Source organism: Salmonella sp. SAL04213 (assembly GCF_046550535.1).
GTDB lineage: Bacteria > Pseudomonadota > Gammaproteobacteria > Enterobacterales > Enterobacteriaceae > Salmonella > Salmonella enterica.
In genome coordinates this window covers 149,511-167,473 of record NZ_JBGDXS010000002.1, presented here as the reverse complement: position 1 = coordinate 167,473, position 17,963 = coordinate 149,511, and the positions used below count along the sequence as shown (strand labels likewise).

Annotated in this window: 16 protein-coding genes; 1 reads left to right on the top strand and 15 read right to left on the bottom strand. The window is 54.5% G+C overall.

Annotated elements, in window-relative coordinates; translation table 11 throughout:
• Positions 1–12: 12 nt before the first annotated feature.
• The 15 genes from cpsG to ACLJPQ_RS05465 form a co-directional block, all read right to left on the bottom strand.
• Positions 13–1,383, bottom strand: coding sequence for a colanic acid biosynthesis phosphomannomutase CpsG (gene cpsG, locus ACLJPQ_RS05535; protein WP_080184650.1), 1,371 nt, complete (start codon positions 1,381–1,383; stop codon positions 13–15).
• Between the two features lie 110 nt (positions 1,384–1,493).
• Positions 1,494–2,936, bottom strand: coding sequence for a mannose-1-phosphate guanyltransferase (gene cpsB, locus ACLJPQ_RS05530; protein ID WP_000605946.1), 1,443 nt, complete (start codon positions 2,934–2,936; stop codon positions 1,494–1,496).
• The gene (gene wcaI, locus ACLJPQ_RS05525) at positions 2,933–4,156 is read right to left on the bottom strand and encodes a colanic acid biosynthesis fucosyltransferase WcaI (RefSeq protein ID WP_080184651.1); all 1,224 of its coding nucleotides are present in this window, start codon (positions 4,154–4,156) and stop codon (positions 2,933–2,935) included. The genes cpsB and wcaI overlap by 4 nt, the downstream gene beginning before the upstream one ends.
• The gene (locus ACLJPQ_RS05520; protein ID WP_078061191.1) at positions 4,153–4,626 is read right to left on the bottom strand and encodes a GDP-mannose mannosyl hydrolase; all 474 of its coding nucleotides are present in this window, start codon (positions 4,624–4,626) and stop codon (positions 4,153–4,155) included. The genes wcaI and ACLJPQ_RS05520 overlap by 4 nt, the downstream gene beginning before the upstream one ends.
• Before the next feature lie 2 nt (positions 4,627–4,628).
• On the bottom strand, positions 4,629–5,594 hold the full coding sequence (locus ACLJPQ_RS05515; protein WP_001041704.1) for a GDP-L-fucose synthase family protein: 966 nt from the start codon (positions 5,592–5,594) through the stop codon (positions 4,629–4,631).
• A 2-nt stretch (positions 5,595–5,596) separates the two neighbouring features.
• On the bottom strand, positions 5,597–6,718 hold the full coding sequence (gene gmd / locus ACLJPQ_RS05510; RefSeq protein ID WP_000048160.1) for a GDP-mannose 4,6-dehydratase: 1,122 nt from the start codon (positions 6,716–6,718) through the stop codon (positions 5,597–5,599).
• A gap of 23 nt (positions 6,719–6,741) precedes the next feature.
• A complete protein-coding gene (wcaF, locus tag ACLJPQ_RS05505) occupies positions 6,742–7,296 on the bottom strand; it encodes a colanic acid biosynthesis acetyltransferase WcaF (RefSeq protein WP_001153603.1) in 555 nt (184 codons plus the stop codon).
• A gap of 15 nt (positions 7,297–7,311) precedes the next feature.
• Entirely contained in the window at positions 7,312–8,058 is a 747-nt protein-coding gene (gene wcaE / locus ACLJPQ_RS05500) for a colanic acid biosynthesis glycosyltransferase WcaE (protein ID WP_000480134.1), read from the bottom strand.
• A gap of 12 nt (positions 8,059–8,070) precedes the next feature.
• Positions 8,071–9,285: a colanic acid polymerase WcaD gene (gene wcaD, locus ACLJPQ_RS05495; protein ID WP_000091397.1), complete on the bottom strand. Its 1,215-nt coding sequence runs from the start codon at positions 9,283–9,285 to the stop codon at positions 8,071–8,073.
• Positions 9,260–10,477, bottom strand: coding sequence for a colanic acid biosynthesis glycosyltransferase WcaC (gene wcaC / locus ACLJPQ_RS05490; protein WP_079944202.1), 1,218 nt, complete (start codon positions 10,475–10,477; stop codon positions 9,260–9,262). Before wcaC ends, wcaD begins: the two co-directional genes overlap by 26 nt.
• The gene (gene wcaB / locus ACLJPQ_RS05485) at positions 10,474–10,962 is read right to left on the bottom strand and encodes a colanic acid biosynthesis acetyltransferase WcaB (RefSeq protein WP_000888724.1); all 489 of its coding nucleotides are present in this window, start codon (positions 10,960–10,962) and stop codon (positions 10,474–10,476) included. The genes wcaC and wcaB overlap by 4 nt, the downstream gene beginning before the upstream one ends.
• A 2-nt stretch (positions 10,963–10,964) precedes the next feature.
• Entirely contained in the window at positions 10,965–11,807 is an 843-nt protein-coding gene (gene wcaA / locus ACLJPQ_RS05480) for a colanic acid biosynthesis glycosyltransferase WcaA (RefSeq protein WP_000205695.1), read from the bottom strand.
• 86 nt (positions 11,808–11,893) lie between these two features.
• On the bottom strand, positions 11,894–14,053 hold the full coding sequence (wzc, locus tag ACLJPQ_RS05475; protein ID WP_000137227.1) for a tyrosine-protein kinase Wzc: 2,160 nt from the start codon (positions 14,051–14,053) through the stop codon (positions 11,894–11,896).
• Positions 14,050–14,499: a low molecular weight protein-tyrosine-phosphatase Wzb gene (wzb, locus tag ACLJPQ_RS05470; RefSeq protein ID WP_000482224.1), complete on the bottom strand. Its 450-nt coding sequence runs from the start codon at positions 14,497–14,499 to the stop codon at positions 14,050–14,052. Before wzb ends, wzc begins: the two co-directional genes overlap by 4 nt.
• A 5-nt stretch (positions 14,500–14,504) precedes the next feature.
• The gene (locus tag ACLJPQ_RS05465; protein WP_000978077.1) at positions 14,505–15,644 is read right to left on the bottom strand and encodes a polysaccharide export protein; all 1,140 of its coding nucleotides are present in this window, start codon (positions 15,642–15,644) and stop codon (positions 14,505–14,507) included.
• Between the two features lie 674 nt (positions 15,645–16,318).
• Here ACLJPQ_RS05465 and ACLJPQ_RS05460 point away from each other — a divergent pair.
• Positions 16,319–17,899 (top strand): TerC family protein, encoded by a 1,581-nt coding sequence (locus tag ACLJPQ_RS05460; protein ID WP_000454713.1) that lies wholly within the window; start codon positions 16,319–16,321, stop codon positions 17,897–17,899.
• Positions 17,900–17,963: the final 64 nt, after the last annotated feature.

The window sequence follows — 17,963 nt, the reverse complement described above, 5'->3', positions numbered from 1 at the left end:
GGAGATCTGACGTTACTGATTCAGCAGCGCCAGCAGAGTGCGTGTTCGCGCTTCCATCAGCGGAATATCGCCGCGTGATTCCACATTCAGGCGCACCACCGGTTCGGTGTTTGACGAGCGCAGGTTGAAACGCCAGTTGGCAAACGACATGCTGAGACCGTCCGTGCGGTCCACTGCCTGCGCCTCTTCCGCAAAGTGCGCTTCCACCCGCGCAATGGCCGCCGCCGGCTCCGCCAGTCTGCTGTTGATTTCCCCGCTCGCCGGAAACGCCGCCATCCGGTCGCGGACCAGTTCACCCAGCGACTGCCCCTTCAGGCACACCAGCTCCGCCACCAGCAGCCACGGGATCATCCCGCTGTCGCAGTAGGCAAAATCACGGAAATAGTGATGTGCGCTCATTTCCCCACCATAAATGGCATCCTCCGTACGCATCCGCTCCTTGATAAAGGCGTGCCCGGTTTTTGACATCACCGGCGTCCCGCCCGCCGCCGTCACCACTGCCTCCGTGTTCCAGGTCAGGCGCGGGTCGTGGATAATCTTCGCCCCCGGGTGTTTTTCCAGAAATGCTTCCGCCAGCAGCCCGACGATGTAGTACCCCTCGATAAACTGCCCTTTCTCATCGAACAGGAAGCAGCGGTCGAAGTCGCCGTCAAAGGCGATACCCATGTCCGCCCCGTGTTCAATAACGGCCTTGCGGGTGTCGTCGCGACACTCCGGCAGCAACGGGTTGGGAATGCCGTTCGGGAAGGTGCCGTCCGGGGTGTTGTGGATTTTGATGAACTCCACCGGCGCGCCCAGCGCCTTCAGACGCGCTTCGATGGCGTCAATGACCGGCCCCGCCGCCCCATTGCCGGAATTCACCACCAGCTTCAGCGGGGTGAGATTGCTGACGCTGATATAGCCGAGCAGGTGGTCGATGTAGGCGTCGCGCAGGCTGATTTGTCTGTAGCTGCCGCGCGCGGCCTCGTTCACCGGCGGGAAGTCGCCCGCTTCCGCCAGACGCTGAACGTCGCGCAGACCGGTGTCGCCGCTTATCGGGCGGGCGCCCTCGCGCACCAGCTTCATGCCGTTGTAGTCCATCGGATTATGGCTGGCGGTCACCTCAATACCGCCGTCCACGCCGAGGTGGAAGGTGGCGAAGTAAATCTCTTCGGTGCCGGACATACCGATATCCAGCACGTCGACGCCCGCGTCCTGTAACCCTTTCGCCAGCGCCAGCTTCAGCGCCTCGCTGGTCAGACGCACGTCGCCGCCCAGCACGATGGTTTTCGGTTTTAAATATTCGCCGTAGGCGCGGCCAATCCGCCACGCGATATCTTCATTGAGCTCTTCGCCCAGCCTGCCGCGAATGTCGTAGGCCTTGAAACAGGTTAATTTTGTCATGTTCTTACCCTTCTTCAGGCAACAGTTAGCCCTGACCGTAAATGGCCAACATCGTTATTGTTATTCATTGCCGGATGGCGCGTTGCGCTTACCGGGCACCGTTGCAGGCGTCAGACCCGCCCGTAACGATCCTCGAACCGCACCACGTCGTCCTCTTCGAGATACGAGCCGGAACGCACTTCAATTAAATCGAGCGGTATTTTTCCCGGATTTTCCAGGCAGTGGGTCGCCCCCAGCGGAATATAGATGGACTCGTTTTCACCGAGCAGCTTAACCTCGCCGTTGATGGTGACTCTGGCGGTCCCCGCCACCACCACCCAGTGCTCGGCGCGGTGATGGTGCATCTGCACCGACAGTCCTTCCCCCGGCTTGACGGTAATACGTTTCACCTGATAGCGCTCACCCGCGTCGATGGAGTCGTATTTGCCCCACGGACGGTAAACCTCGCGGTGCATGTGGTGCTCATGGCGTCCGTCGGCCTTGATCTTCTCCACCACCTTTTTCACGTCCTGCACCGCGTGGCGATCGGCAATCAGCACGGCGTCTTTGGTCTGCACCACCACCAGATCCTTCACACCGACGGTGGTCACCAGGCCGGATTCGGCGTAAACGTAGCTGTTTTCCGTTTTATGGCTGATGACGTCGCCGTGGTGGACATTTCCCTCCGGGGTGTGGGCGCTGATTTCCCACAGCGAGGACCACGAGCCGACATCGCTCCAGCCCGCGTCCATTGGCATCACCACCGCGTCCGCCGTCCGCTCCATCACCGCGTAGTCAATGGACTCTTCCGGACAGGCGAGGAAGGCCTCTTCATCCACGCGAATGAAGTCAAGATCCGGATCGACGCCGCGCATCGCCTGTTCACAGGCGGCCAGAATATCGGGGCGGAACTTTTTCAGCTCTTCCAGATAGCGTCCGGCGCGGAACAGAAACATGCCGCTGTTCCAGTAGTAATCGCCGCTGGCGACGTAGGCCTGGGCGGTTTCCAGCCCCGGCTTCTCAACGAACTGCGCCACCTCAAAAGCCACCGCATCCGTCGCGCCCGGCACGACATCACCGCGCCGGATATAGCCATAGCCGGTTTCCGGCAGATCCGGCACGATACCGAAGGTCACCAGTTTGCCCGCGTCGGCATAGGGCATGGCGCCGCGCACCGCGTCGCGGAAGGCCTCTTCATTGGCGATCGCATGATCCGCCGCCAGTACCAGCATCAGCGGATCGCAGTCCGTATGCTGGCGCGTCGCCGCCAGCGCCGCCAACGCAATCGCCGGCGCGGTATTGCGCCCGGCGGGCTCAAGAATAATGTTCTCCGTCAGCTTATTGAGCTGGCGGAGCTGCTCGGCAACGATAAAACGGTGCTGTTCGTTGCAGATAACCACCGGGCTTTCGCACTCCACGCCGTTCAGACGGCAAATGGTGGTTTGCAGCATGGTGAGATCGCCTTTCAGGCACAGAAACTGTTTTGGATAAAGCACGCGAGAAAGCGGCCACAATCGGCTACCGGAGCCACCGGCCATCACAACCGGGTAAAGTTTTGTCTGACGCATTATCATCCCCGAATATCTGCAATAAATTGGCGTAGCACGTTCTCTTTATTGAGCGTGCGTTCGGCGTATTCACGTGCCGTCGTGTTGTTTTTCGGCATGGCGAGCGCCTGGCTAATCCCGTTGACCAGCGCGTCGGTCGACTCCGGTTCCACGCAAACGGCGATGCCCGGATAGCGCGCGCAAAGTTGTCCTAATTCGGTGTGCGGCTCAGCGGTAATCACCGCATTACCGCCGACCGCCAGAATGTTAGTCAGCTTGGAGGGCAGTACCGCATCCGCTGCGCCGCGCTTTTGCACCACCAGATGGCAGTCGCCCATTTTCAGCAGCGCGGGTAAGGCGTCGTAAGGCTGCAGCGGGAGGAATTTAATATTTGGCAGGCCGCGTTCGCGGGCCATGTTCTCCAGCCGCGCCTTGCCGCCCCCCTGGCCGACAATCGCAAAAATCAACGGTCGATCGCGTAATCGTTCCGCGGCGTCAATTACCTTTTCCAGCCCTTGCTTTTCGCCGATATTGCCGGAATAGAGCACAATTTTTTTGCCCTCTGACAAGCCAAGCTGCTGACGCAAAGCCGTCACGTCAGCGTCATTAACATCCTGAAAGCGCGCCACTTCCGACCAGTTCGGAAAAAAGAGGATTTTTTCCGCCGCGACGCCCTTTTCCCGCGCTTTATTCATCATGGAGCGAGAGATGGCCGAAACATTATCAACGTTACGCAGCGCACTGCGTTCAAAGGCCGTCGCTAACCGCGCTACGCTGCCGCGCTTGCCTTTTCCCGCCATTCCTAAGCCGAGCATGGCGTCCACTTCGTAATCCTGAATATGCAGTACGGTACGCGCGCCGGAGAGTGCCGCCAGCAGGCGCATTCCCGGCGTACAAAAGAGCGTCGGTACAACGCCGATAATCCGATCCGGCTTCCAGCGACGCTGCGCCATCAGTGGGAAAAAACTGCTCAATGCAAAGCTCCCCAGATGAAGCAACCGTTTTAAGGTGGAGGGCTGTTTCGGCACATACAGCGGGCAGCGCCAGACGGTAGCCTCGCCCTCTTCCCGGCGATAGCGCCAGGCGGAATAGCGCTCGCCGACCTTCCACTGCGGGTAGTACGGCGGCGCAGTAATGACCCGCACCTCATGGCCTTCCCGCGCCATCCACGCCACCATTTCGCCGGTATATTTGCCGATACCGGTCAGTTCCGGTGAATAGTTAATGCCATAGACCAGGATCTTCATAGGCCCACCGCCGGCACGTCAGGAGAGAAGTAGGCCCGACTGTTCTCATGAACATTATCGCTTGCCAGAAGCTGTTCCGGCGTCAGCCAGCGGTAACTGCCATGCTGGGTGTCAGGCAGGCGTAAATCGCTCTCCGCCACGCGCAGACGAAAGCCGAGCACGATGTAGTGAGTTGAAAAATCCTCACCGGAAAAGTTGTCGTCATAGAAGTGCTGCCAGACGCCATAAAACGTCCCTGCCGCCAGCGGCAGACGCACGCCCAGTTCCGCCTGCGTCAGGCGTGCAAAGGCGGCCTCCAGCGTTTCGTCTTTGCACACCCGCCCCCCCGGCACAAACCAGTAGCCCTGCGCCGGACGGTTGAGACGCTGACCCAGTAAAATTTCCCCCTGGCCGTTTTCCACAATGAAATCGAGGGAGATGAGGGGCGTGGTCCGCACCACGGCGGCGAAATCTTCCTGACGTAAAAACATTGTCACCCCCGGAACCGTTGCTGATTCTCAAGGAACCACTGGTAAGTACCGGCAAGCCCTGCCTCCAGTGAAATTTCGTGATACCAGCCAAGCTGATGCAGGCGCGTGACGTCGAGCAATTTACGCGGCGTGCCGTCCGGCTTCGCGGCGTCGAACACCACCCGGCCCTGGTAACCCACCACCTTTGCGATGGTCTGCGCCAGCTCGCGAATGGTGCAGTCCACGCCAGTGCCGACGTTAATGTGCGACAGCATCGGGTCGGTGTTCTCCTGCCACACTTCGCGCGCCAGCTCCATCACGTGAATACTGGCCGCCGCCATATCGTCAACGTGCAGAAATTCACGCATCGGCGTGCCGCTGCCCCACACCACCACCTCCGGCGCGTGGCTCTGCGCAGCCTCATGAAAACGGCGCAGCAGCGCCGGGATCACATGTGAATTGTCCGGATGGAAATTGTCATGCGGGCCGTACAGGTTGGTCGGCATCACCGAACGGTAGTCGCGACCGTACTGCCGGTTGTAGGACTCGCACAGTTTAATTCCGGCGATCTTGGCGATGGCATACGGCTCGTTGGTCGGCTCCAACGTCCCCTGCAGCAGCTCGCTTTCCGCCATCGGCTGCCTTGCCAGTTTCGGATAGATACAGGACGAACCGAGAAACAGCAGTTTGTTCACGTTGTGCAGGTGCGCGGCGTGAATAATGTTGCTCTCTATCATCATGTTTTCATAAATAAAATCCGCCGGATACGTGTTGTTGGCGACAATGCCGCCCACTTTCGCCGCCGCCAGATAAACCTGGTCGATACCCGCCCCGGCAAAGAACGCCTGTACCGCGCGCCCGTCGAGCAGATCCAGCTCATCGCGGGTGCGCAGCACCAGTTCCACGTCGCCGCGCTGCGCAAGCTGCCGTACAATGGCGGAGCCCACCATCCCGCGATGGCCCGCCACAAAAATTCGTTGCTTATTCATTCTCAGGACTCCAGCGCGATGGCCACCTCGTAACCGTGAGATTTCAGCAGTGAGTGTTTTTTCGCGGCTTCCAGATCGTTCGCCACCATCTCGGAGACCATCTCCGACAGGGTGATTTCCGGTTTCCAGCCCAGTTTCTCATGCGCTTTGGACGGGTCGCCCAGCAGGGTTTCCACTTCCGCCGGACGGAAATAACGCGGATCAACGGCCACAATCACATCCCCCGGTTTCACGCCCGGCGCATCGTGTCCGGTAACGGATACCACGATCCCTTTCTCATTAATGCCTTCGCCTTCAAAGCGCAGTTTTATCCCCAGTTGCGCCGCCGCCAGCTCCACAAACTGGCGCACGGAATACTGCACGCCGGTGGCAATCACGAAATCTTCCGGCTGCTCCTGCTGTAACATCATCCACTGCATCCGCACGTAATCTTTCGCATGGCCCCAGTCGCGCAGCGAGTCCATGTTGCCGAGATACAGGCAGGACTCCAGTCCCTGCGCGATATTGGCGATGGCGCGGGTGATCTTACGGGTGACGAAGGTTTCGCCGCGACGCGGGGACTCGTGGTTAAACAGAATGCCGTTACAGGCGTAAATACCGTAGGATTCACGGTAGTTGACGGTGATCCAGTAGGCGTACAGTTTCGCCACCGCATAGGGGGAACGCGGGTAGAACGGCGTGGTCTCTTTCTGCGGAATTTCCTGCACCAGACCGTACAGTTCAGAGGTGGAGGCCTGGTAGAACCGCGTTTTCTTTTCAAGACCGAGGAAGCGAATCGCCTCCAGCAGGCGCAGCGTGCCCATCGCATCCACATCGGCGGTATATTCCGGCGACTCAAACGACACCGCCACGTGGCTCATTGCGCCCAGGTTGTAGACCTCATCCGGCTGCACTTCCTGTAAAATGCGGGTCAGGTTGGAGGCGTCGGTCAGGTCGCCATAATGCAGATGAAATTTCGGGTTGCAGCTGTGCGGATCCTGATAAATATGGTCCACGCGCTCGGTATTAAACGATGACGCGCGGCGCTTGATACCATGCACCTCATACCCTTTTTCCAGCAGAAATTCTGCCAGGTAAGACCCATCCTGTCCGGTTACGCCAGTAATGAGAGCGACTTTTGACATTTTCATTTCCTCAAATAGTCCCGTTAGGGAGTAACTTTCTGAACGCGCTGGCGCGTTACCACTGCGGGATTGCCCCGACAAATCGCATTTGCCGGTAATGATTTAAATACGCTGCTGCGCGCGCCGACGACGGTGCCATGACCTATCGTCACGCCGGGCGCGACAAAAACATCGGTTGCCAGCCAACATTTTTCGCCAATAACAATCGGCGCGGCGTTAATATCGAAATGGGCGCTGGTATAATCATGGCTACCGGTACACAAATACCCTTTTTGTGAAATGACCGCATGTGCGCCAATATTAATTTCACCCAACGTATATAACACAGCGTCGTCGCCTACCCAGGCATAATCGCCGACGGTTAATTTCCACGGATAGGTAATTTTTACTGACGGTCGAATAACCACATTCTTTCCAATTTTGGCGCCAAACAGACGCAGCAAAAAGGCTCGCCAGCGATACAATATTTGCGGCGATCCGGCGAATAATGTCGCCTGTACCGCCCACCATAATTGTACTTTTAGCGCATTAGCGCCGCGGAACCCTTTCGGCACCGTAAAGCCGCTAAGATCCTGCATAATAACTCCCGGTGATTAGACTTTGTTATACCGCGCTTTTGTTTTACCCGTCGTTTTCAGACGTAATAAATAGGATAATTGCGCCCAAAATCCTGGCACACGTAATATTTTTCGCTGTACATTTTTTGCATCCTGACATAATTCCAGATTATTCGAGGTTGACACGCCGCCCATCGAAAATTCAGATACCAGTCCGTTAATTCGCCGAAAAGGATAGCCTGCTTTATAGAGACGGGCCGCCAGCGCATAATCTGAAGAGACATGATATTGCAGATCATAAGGATACTTTTTTAACGCTACCGTCGGGAAAAATATCGCCTGATGGCTGGCTGGCAAACTATGGTAGATATAATACCCGGGTTTAGCCTTCCGGCGTATTTTATGCCCGCCGCCGAAATCCAGCAGCGCGTCGCCAATATACATCGCCTCGCCCTTTTGTCGCGCCAGTTGGCGGACAAACAGCGCGGCATCATCATGGAACGCATCACCGGAATTAAGAAACAGGGTATAGCGCCCCTGCGCCAGCGCAATGCCTTTGTTCATGGCATCATAAATACCGCGATCCTTTTCACTGATAAAACGCAGGTTAAACTCACCGTGACGTTTTTGCAGAAATTCGCGCGTGCCGTCCTCCGAACCGCCATCCACTACGATCCATTCAAATGACAGGCCCGGATCGCGCGCCAGATTGCGCAGCGAGCGCCAGGTTTTTACCACCCCTTCGTAATTGCGAAAGGCGACGGTAACGACGCTTAAAAACATGCCACCACCCCGTTATGAAATTTTTAACGCCTTGCGCAAAATGAACGGACAGACGATTAAAAAAGCATATTCCGGGCTAAATATTGAACCGGTAAAAAACAGCGACACCGGCGTAAAAAGATAGAGCTGCACCCGAAAATTACGATTATCGCCAAACGCATTTAGCGCCATTTTTAAAACTTTCCCCATATACCACAGCGTCATTAGCACTGCGAACCAGGAAAAATAAATAATCAGCAGATACAATCCATTGTCTATGGTTTTCCCGACATCCGCACCGTTAAAGATTCCGAATGATGCGACATATTCATAAAGTGAGCCAAATCTGACTACACCATCAATATGGGTCAAGGAATATCCGACCATGACTAACGGGCCCACAATACGATAATAAGAAGATGAGCCTTCCGTCCCTAAATCGCCAAGTCGTGTCGCGATATAAGGAAATGCAATAATTACCCCAACCAAAAACAGGGTTAATGAGACCAGCGCCAGTGGAAGTTTTTTCTTTATCGCATCCTTATTCAAATATTGGAACGCCCACTCCAGAAGGTAAAACAGGATAAAGGTCATTACCCCTGAAAATGATCCTGATAATATTATCCCTGCCAGAATCATAGCATCGCTTTTCGGTGTTTTGATACCAAACTGTTTGATGCTCAGCCAAATTGAGATTAGTGCCAAAGCGAAAAATGCCGGTTCAAAATAAAGCGCAGTGGTACGCTTACCGCCAAATTTTATGAAGTTCAGTACATAGCTATTACTGTAAATGAGATATTTCGAAATTCCTTCCATAATACTGCTGCCGCCGGTAAGGATAATTTGCGCCATCTCAACCGCGGCGAGCGCGACCACCATACCCACCACCAGATAAAAAAAACGCAAAATCTTTCGGTGGTTATGCGCGGAAATGGTTTTGAATCGGATACTCCAGACCATCCCGATAATGACCACAATATAGACAAACAGCATCGTGGACGTGACATATTTACCGGCATTCAGCGACTGGCCGAACAGGAAGTTAAATGCCGTAAGCCCCGCGCCGATGCCTAAGGCGATCATCAATTTTTTTACGCTAATGCGTTCCACAAATAACAGCAGCAACAGCGGTAAAAAAGTGACGATGGTAATGGGAAAGCTTTCCCCCAGTTGGGCAATCTTGACATTGACCAGTAGGTAGATCAGCGGCAGCAGCAGATAGCTACAGATTCTGATAGAACGAGACATACTCCTCCAGCATCTGTTGACCGCTGTACGCGACGCGGCTACGCATACGAAAGGCGTCCAGCGTTGCGCCAAATACCGCCTGAGCAATCTCTGGCTTACGCCGCTGCGCCAGGCGCAGTACATCTGTAGCGGCAAAGGTCTGGCCGCCGGATTTCGCCAGCACCTCCTGTGCCGCCTCGCTGTGGGTAGCGAGTACCGGTACGCCGATCGAGAGCGCTTCACACAAGATCAGCGGATAGTTATCGACCCGCGAGCTAAAGACCAGCGCATCCATCTCATTGAGCGCGCTCATTAATTTGCGCTTATCGGTTTCAAAACCGTGATTAACAACGTTTTGGCCGGTAAAAGGCGAAAATTTACCAAAGGTATGCAGTTCAATTTTTTCGCCCAGCGCCATCATGTCGTGTACCAGACGCTGGTCAGTTTTGCCGTCGTAACGCAAGTCATGCGCCACAATGGCGATCCGCGGTCTGCCCGGATTCAGCGGCACAGGTGATAGCTGCGCGAGAATCGCCTCGGTCGCCAGATCGATACCGTTGTTAATAATCTGGCAGCGCCCCGCGCCATAAACGCTGTTAAAGGCCTCGGCCACGTGCTGGCTCGGCGAAATAAACCGGCAGCCCAGCCGCAGCATGTCCCGAAAGCGCTGACGTTTGCCGTCAATAAGCTGGTGCGCCCGATCCACCCTAACCGGCGGATAATTGCTTAGGGTCGGGCATTTTTGGCAGCCGCTTTTCCAGCCCTCGCAACCGTCGGTGAAGGCGCAACGCCCGGTGACGCTCCAGTGATCGTGCAACGTCCAGACCAGCGTGACGTCTGGTTTTTGCGCTTTGACTTTTTCGCAAAACGTCACGATGTCCGCCAGGTTTAGCCAGTAACTGTGGAGAACATGAAAATGCAGCACCAGCGGGCCGGATGTCTGGATAACCGTGCGGTAAAGATTGTCGAGATTGCCAAACAGATCGCGATTCAGGAAACGAAACAGCGCGATATTAGCGATTGCCGTGCCGCGCGGCGTCTGTTTTATCACCTGCGGATAACGGTGGTGGCTGACGCTTTTTTTTCCGCCTTTGCCATAACCGTAGACAAAACGTGACGTCAGCCCTTTTTGCAGCGCCCGCAGATGGAGATCCAACGCCACTCCCGCCGCGCCGCCTTCCGCCAGCCGTACATTAAATTGCAGAATATTCATGTGCTGACCTTCACCCGTGCTTTTTCCCCCACCACCAGCGCATGGTCCGGAATACTGTCAAGCACCACGCTACCCGCGCCAATCGTGACGTGATTACCGATAGTAATATCGCCAAGCAGGATGACATTCGCCCCCAGCTCAACGCCGTGACCAATCACCGGACAAGCCAGGCTGTCCGCGCCGCGATTGCCAATGGTGACGCCGTGGCGAATGGTAAAATCGTCGCCGGCGACGACATGTTTGTTGATCACTACCGCGTAACCATGATGGATAGTGAACCGCCGACCAATGGTCGCGGCGGCCTGGATTTCATACCCGAACAGGCATTCCGTGATCACGCGATACAGCACCAACACCGGCGCGGCCCACAGATTATTCAGCACATTCTTTTTGCGCCAGACGGAACAAAAATGAGCGATACGGTAGGCCAGCACCATGCAACAGGGGCGTAAGCTCCAGCTATTCGCGCGTAAGTCTTCCAGCATCGTTATCGCCCCCGCAACCCGGCCGCCAGGCGTTTGCTATTACGCACGGAGAGCAACGTCAGCAACGTGCGCCAGGTCATTCGCTTATTGCGAATTTGGTACAGCGTAAAAAGCTGGTATTTTTTGCTGGCGCGATCGAATTTATCTTTGTGCTTACGATAAAAATGGAAATAGCCGGAGAACTTTTTCGGCGAAGAGGTAATCTGCATCTCGCCGTGGTTGATATGTAAAATTTGCGTCGCCTCTTCGACTTTCCACGGTTCGCCATACTCCACCACCATGCGCAGAAAAATGTCGTAATCCTGCGCCGCCTTGAGTTCGGTATCGAACAAACACGCTTTAAAACGCCAGGCCCAGGTAAAAACCTGATTGCCAATAATATTGCGCTTGTAGAATAAGCGGCGCGAATAAGGGGATTTCGGATACAGCGGCAGGCTGGCAGGCTGAGAGTAGACCTCGCCCTCGCACACATAGTCGTTGGCATACAAAAAGGCGTGTGTAGTTAACTGGTGTTTATGGGCCAGAAACACGCTCAGACGGTTGGGCGTCCATTCATCGTCATCATCAATACCGGTAATGTAGTGCCCTTGCGCCTGCATAATGGCCTGGTTGCGTACCGCGCAGGCGCCGGTATTCCTGGCGTTATGGGTATAACGGACGCGCGGGTCGTTCAGCTCCTCAACGAATTGTTGTAGCTGCTGATAAGACGAGGAGCAATCATCCACGATGATCATCTCCCAGTGACGGTAGTCCTGACGTAGTACTGATTTAATCGCCCGGATAGCCAACTGCTGCCTGTTCCAGGTTGGCATATAAATTGAGATCAGCGGATTGTCTGTTGTCATGCTTATTCCCCAGATAGTTTTGCCGCATGGCGCTACGCTTGTCCGGCCTACAGTCACAGGCCGCGCCATCCGGCACGCCTTATTTTTTATTTGGAATCTGACTGGTATTCATACTCGTAATAGCCATAATCCTGGTAGCCCGTCGCCCGGCGGAAAATGGAGTTGAGAATGACGCCTTTGACCTGAATGCCATTCTGGTCAAAACGGCTCAGACTGGTTTCCACCTCTTTTAAAGTGTTGACGGCATAACGCGCCACCATCAGCGTCGTCCCGACGTGACGACCCACAATCGCGGCGTCCGTCACGGCCAGAATCGGCGGCGTGTCGATTAATACCAGGTCGTAGCGGCTGCTTGCCCAGGCGATCAGCTCGCCGAAGCGCTCGCTCATCAGCAATTCTGATGGATTAGGCGGTACCTGACCGCGCGGAATAAGATCAAAATTAGCGATCGCCGTGGGTTTCGCGCAGGAGGCTATCTCGCCTTTGCCCGCCAGAATGTCAGATAAGCCGTCCACGTTATTGGTGCCGAGCAGTTCATGGGTGTAGCCCTTGCGCATATCGCAGTCGATCAGTAATACCCGTTTATGCGTCTGGCTGATGACGGCCGCCAGGTTGGCGCAAACAAAGGTTTTGCCGATAGAGGGGCTGACGCCTGTGAGCATGAGTACATTATTTTGCGCCTGCATCATGGCGAAATGCAGGCTGGTGCGCAGGCTGCGAATCGCCTCAATCGCCAGATCGGTCGGATTGCCCACCGCCAGCAGTTGGCTCTGCTTGTAACGCTTAATTCCTTTAATGGTTTTGACGCTATCGCGCGCTTTTTGCCATTCCGACAGCGGAATACTGGCATAGACGCTGATTCCGTGCTCCTCCAGTGCCTGCGGGCTTTCGATACCGCGATTAAACAGCGAACGCAGCAGCACGCCGACAATCGATAACATTAATCCCAGAATAATGCTGCCGAGAATAATCAACGCCTTTTTCGGCTTCAGCACGCCCGGCTGGGTAATCGCCGGGTCAACGATGCGCACGTCGCCAACGGTGCTGGCTTCGGTGATTTTCAGCTCCTGCTGTTTATTAAGCAGTTGCATATAAACCTGCTGGCCGGACTCCACATCACGGGTCAAACGCACAATCTCCTGCTGGGTTTTCGGCATTGCCGTCACCCGCCCGTTCAGTTTGGCTTTTTCATCTTCCAGCGCTTTACGTTTTTCCAGCAGGGTGCGGTAAGCCGGATGCGCTTTGGTAAAGAGCTTGGAAATTTCCGCCTCTTTAAACGTCAACTCATTCAACTGGGCGTCGATATTAACCATCGAATCGAGCACCGCCTTCGCCTCCAGTGGTAAATCCACCGAGTCTTTATCCTGGCGGAAAGCGTTTAGCTTGTTTTCCGCCACATCCAGACGGCTGCGGACTTCCGGCAGTTGTTTTGCCAGAAACGCCAGACTCTTCCCCGCCTCTTCAGATTTCCGCGCAATATCCTGTTGCAGATAGTTACGGGTAATACTGTTGAGAATTTCGCGGATCTGGTCGCGATCCTCTCCCGTGAACGTCAGGCTCAGAACGCCGGTATCTTTGCCGGTTTCCGTTACGGTGAGGTTATTTTGCAGGTTATTAATCATGCCAAGCGTTGAGAATTTACTCACCGTAAATTCTGTATCAGGACGGGCGTCAATTGCCTCTACCCGCATCGTCACGCCGTCTTTATTGAGTGGCTGGCCCACAACGCCCTGCGCGCTAAATCCGCCGTCGCTAACCAACTGATAACGTTTGTCGCCCAGCACTTTGAGGGTGAAGATCTGTCCGCTCATCGTCTCTGGTCGGGTGAATGTCGTGACTTTCACCATTTCATTGTGACGCCCCATCAGCCGCTCCCACCCGGCGCCGAACAGCGGAAAGGTGTTTTTGGTGACGGCAATATCCAGATCCAGATCGTCAACGGTCTTCCCCAGCACCAGGCGCGATCGAATGAGCTGAATTTCCGCATCGGAAGCCGGCGGCTTATTCGCTAATGCGCTGTTGATATCCTGTACCAGCGAATTACCGGCGTTTTGTTCAATCTGCACCAGCGCATCGGCGCTATAGATGGGCGTGGCGAAGAACGTATAAATTACCGCGCACAGCGCAAATATGGCCGTCGTCCCCAACACCCACCAACGCGCTTCAATCACCGTTCCGACCAGACGCCCGATATCGATTTCATCGCTACCCGTAACCGCCGCAGATTGTTTTACTTTTTCTGTCATGGTTTTCCCTGCTCTGCATTCAGTGCCTGCGCCCACTGGCGGGCAGACCTTTCCAGTAATGTGTACACCGCCTCAAACGCATCGCGGCTTTTGCGATACGGGTCCGGTATTTCACGCTCGCTGTCCCAGTGACCAAACAGCATTACCTTGCCGCGCATTTCCGGCGCAATGTCGCACAGGGCGGCGATGTGACGTTTCTCCATCGTCAGAATCAGGTCATATTCCCGGCACAGACGCGCGGAAATTTGCCTTGCGCAGTGATTTTCCAAAGACAGATCGTGGGCGCTCGCCACGCTCGCCGCCGCAGGATCGGCGCCTTTGCCGACCAGCGCGCCTAACCCGGCGGACGCAACCGTCAGCGAGGGATGAAAGCGCTTTAGCAAACGTTCCGCCGTCGGGGAACGGCAAACATTCCCCACACAGACCACTAAAATTTTGTTAAACATAACGATTACCAGGAATGAATGTCGCTGGCCGTATCCGTCATATAACGGACACCGCTAATGGTCGGCAGCAACTGATTGATCAGACGGTTCCAGCGAGCAACCGGCGCGGTCGTGACGTACACCACATCGTAAGGCTGAAGTCGGAATTCCGTCGCCATCACCAATGACGTGGCGTCAGACATATCAAGCTGGTAGATATTGGCGATCTTGCCGCCGCGTCCCCCCTCGCCTTTCAACGGACGAATCACAAAAATGCCGCTGGCGTTGGAGGTGGTCAGATCGATGCCTTCCGCATTGCCCAATGCTTCGGTGAGCGTCATACCGCTGAAATCCATTTTGAGGGTGCTCTGTTTTTTCACTTCGCCCATGACAAAGACTTTCAGATCGTCATTGCGCGGCACATACAGAATGTCGCCAGGGTAGAGCAAGCGGTTCTGGCTAAGATCGCCATTTTGCATCAGCGCCTGTAGCGAAATGCGCTGTTCTTTGCCGTTGTGCGTCAACACGACGTTGCGCCAGTCCGCCATATCGGTCAGGCCGCCCGCAGCGTTAATCGCATCCAGGACGGTTAGCGGTACGTTAGTAATGGCCTGCTGACCGGATTTATTCACCTGGCCGGAGATGTACGCTTTTTGCGAGCGGAAAGCGGCGATATTGACATCCACCTGCGGGTCCGCGATGTACTTCGCTAAACGCCCGGTAATATCGCTGCGAATCTCTGACAAAGTTTTACCGACGACGCTAACCTTGCCAATGTAGGGATAAAACATGGTGCCGTCCGGCTGTACCCAGTTGCCGGTATCGCTTGAGCTACGGTACTGGCCTGCTGGCGTGGTCAATTCCGGGTGATCCCAGACGGTGACATTCAGCACATCGCCAGGCCCGACGCGATACTGATAGCTGGCGATCTCCTGGTCCAGCGACATATTCGGTTGCGCGACATTGGGCCGCGGGCGTAATTGCTCAACCAGCCGTGGCGTCAGCGGATACACATTGACCATCCGGTCGAGATCAAAGTCAGCGTCTTGCTGTTTGATCACATCTTTCCCCATCGTAGACATATTGCTGCCCGGAAGTACTGTGCAACCACTTATCAAGCTGAGCGACGCCAATAATGGCATCAATTTCATTTTGGATTTCATCATTGATTATTTATCACTTTGGCAGAGTCATTATCCTGTGCAATTTAAATAGCGGCTTCGTCCGTGCACATTTACCTTGCAGTTAATGGCAGAGAAAATTAACTGGCATCATTCTGAAAAAAAATCAATTCATCCGCAGGCTATTGACAGAATAATAAAGGCTTATATTCAGGCTTTCAGGCACGCTACCGCCCCTGGCTTTTTAGCTACCAATACACTGATTATTCTAAATTTTCGCATTCCCCTCCGATTTCATCCTCGTTCAGATAAAAATCTTCAGCGAAATAAAGGTTACGTATTAATAGTTTTCTCGATGTCGTGACAGGATATTTAAGAGCGCTATCTTAATCCTGCAAGAATTGTTGCAGCTAACCTAATGACAGGCAAGGTAACAAACCCGCCATTCTATATTTTTAAGATTAATATTAAATGAATTAACAGATGATTTTAGGATTTTATTGATGTTGACAATATTTATTTACTCCACTCCACCTGCGATATTTCCTAAATATATTCTTGACATTATTTAGTTTCCGACAGAAACATTACGGCTATTTTAAAGTTATTTTATAGCCGCGTAACAAAGATAAATTGCTCTGCGGCATTGCATTTTTCCGCCGCATTATCCATGATCGAATTGTGACAATTGTCATATTACAGAAGGTATTGCTCTTACTATGGAATGGATTGCCGATCCGTCAATCTGGGCCGGACTGGTAACGTTAATCGTTATCGAACTTGTTCTCGGCATTGATAACCTGGTCTTTATTGCCATCCTCGCTGAAAAACTACCGCCGGGGCAGCGCGACCGCGCGCGCATTACCGGCCTGATACTGGCGATGATCATGCGCCTGCTGCTGCTGGCGTCAATCTCGTGGCTGGTCACCTTGACTAAGCCGCTCTTTAGCGTACAGGCGTTAAGCTTTAGCGCCCGCGATCTGATTATGCTGTTCGGCGGCTTCTTCCTGCTCTTTAAAGCCACCATGGAGCTCAACGAACGGCTGGAAGGGAAAGATAGCGCCAACCCTACCCAGCGTAAGGGGGCGAAATTCTGGGCGGTGGTCGCGCAAATCGTGGTGCTGGACGCTATCTTTTCTCTCGACTCCGTGATTACCGCCGTGGGGATGGTCGATCACCTGGCGGTCATGATGGCGGCAGTGATAATCGCCATTAGCCTGATGCTGCTCGCCAGCAAGTCACTGACCCGATTTGTGAACAACCATCCCACCATTGTCATTTTGTGCCTTAGCTTCCTGCTAATGATCGGCTTTAGCCTGGTGGCGGAAGGGTTTGGTTTCCACATTCCGAAAGGGTATCTGTACGCGGCTATCGGCTTCTCGGTGATGATCGAGGCGCTCAACCAACTGGCTATTTTTAACCGCCGCCGTTTTCTTTCCGCTAACCATACGCTGCGCCAGCGCACAACGGAGGCCGTGATGCGGCTGATTAGCGGTAAAAAAGAGGATGCCGAACTGGATGCGGAAACCGCCGCGATGCTGGCAGACCATGACGACAGCCAGATTTTTAATCCGCAGGAGCGCAGGATGATTGAGCGGGTGCTGAATCTCAACCAGCGCACCGTAAGTAGCATCATGACGTCGCGCCACGATATCGAGCATATCGATCTCAACGCGCCGGAAGCGGAAATCCGCGCTCTGCTGGAAAAGAACCAGCATACGCGTCTGGTCGTGACGGGTGAAAATGAACAGGAAGATTTACTCGGCGTCGTCCACGTCATCGATCTGTTGCAACAATCGCTGCGCGGCGAACCGCTCAACCTGCGGGCGCTGATTCGCCAACCGCTGGTTTTCCCGGAAACATTGCCGCTGCTGCCTGCGCTGGAGCAGTTCCGTAACGCCAGAACCCATTTTGCCTTTGTCGTAGATGAGTTTGGCTCGGTTGAAGGCATTGTGACATTAAGCGATGTCATGGAGACTATCGCCGGTAATCTGCCGAATGAAGTCGAGGAAATTGACGCCCGCCACGATATTCAGAAGAACCCGGACGGTTCCTGGACAGCAAACGGCCATATGCCGCTGGAGGATTTGGTGCAGTACGTGCCGCTACCGCTGGATGAAAAACGGGAATACCATACGATTGCCGGATTATTGATGGAATATTTGCAGCGCATACCGCAAACCGGTGAAGAGGTTCAGGTGGGCGATTATTTGCTGAAAACATTGCAGGTAGAAAGCCATCGAGTGCAGAAAGTGCAGTTAATTCCGCTGCATAACGGCGAGCCAGACCAGGAGATGTAACGTCTGTTCGCCTGCCCCGGCCTGCTTACCAGGCAGGCCGGTGGCGCGTTAGCCTCGCCATCCG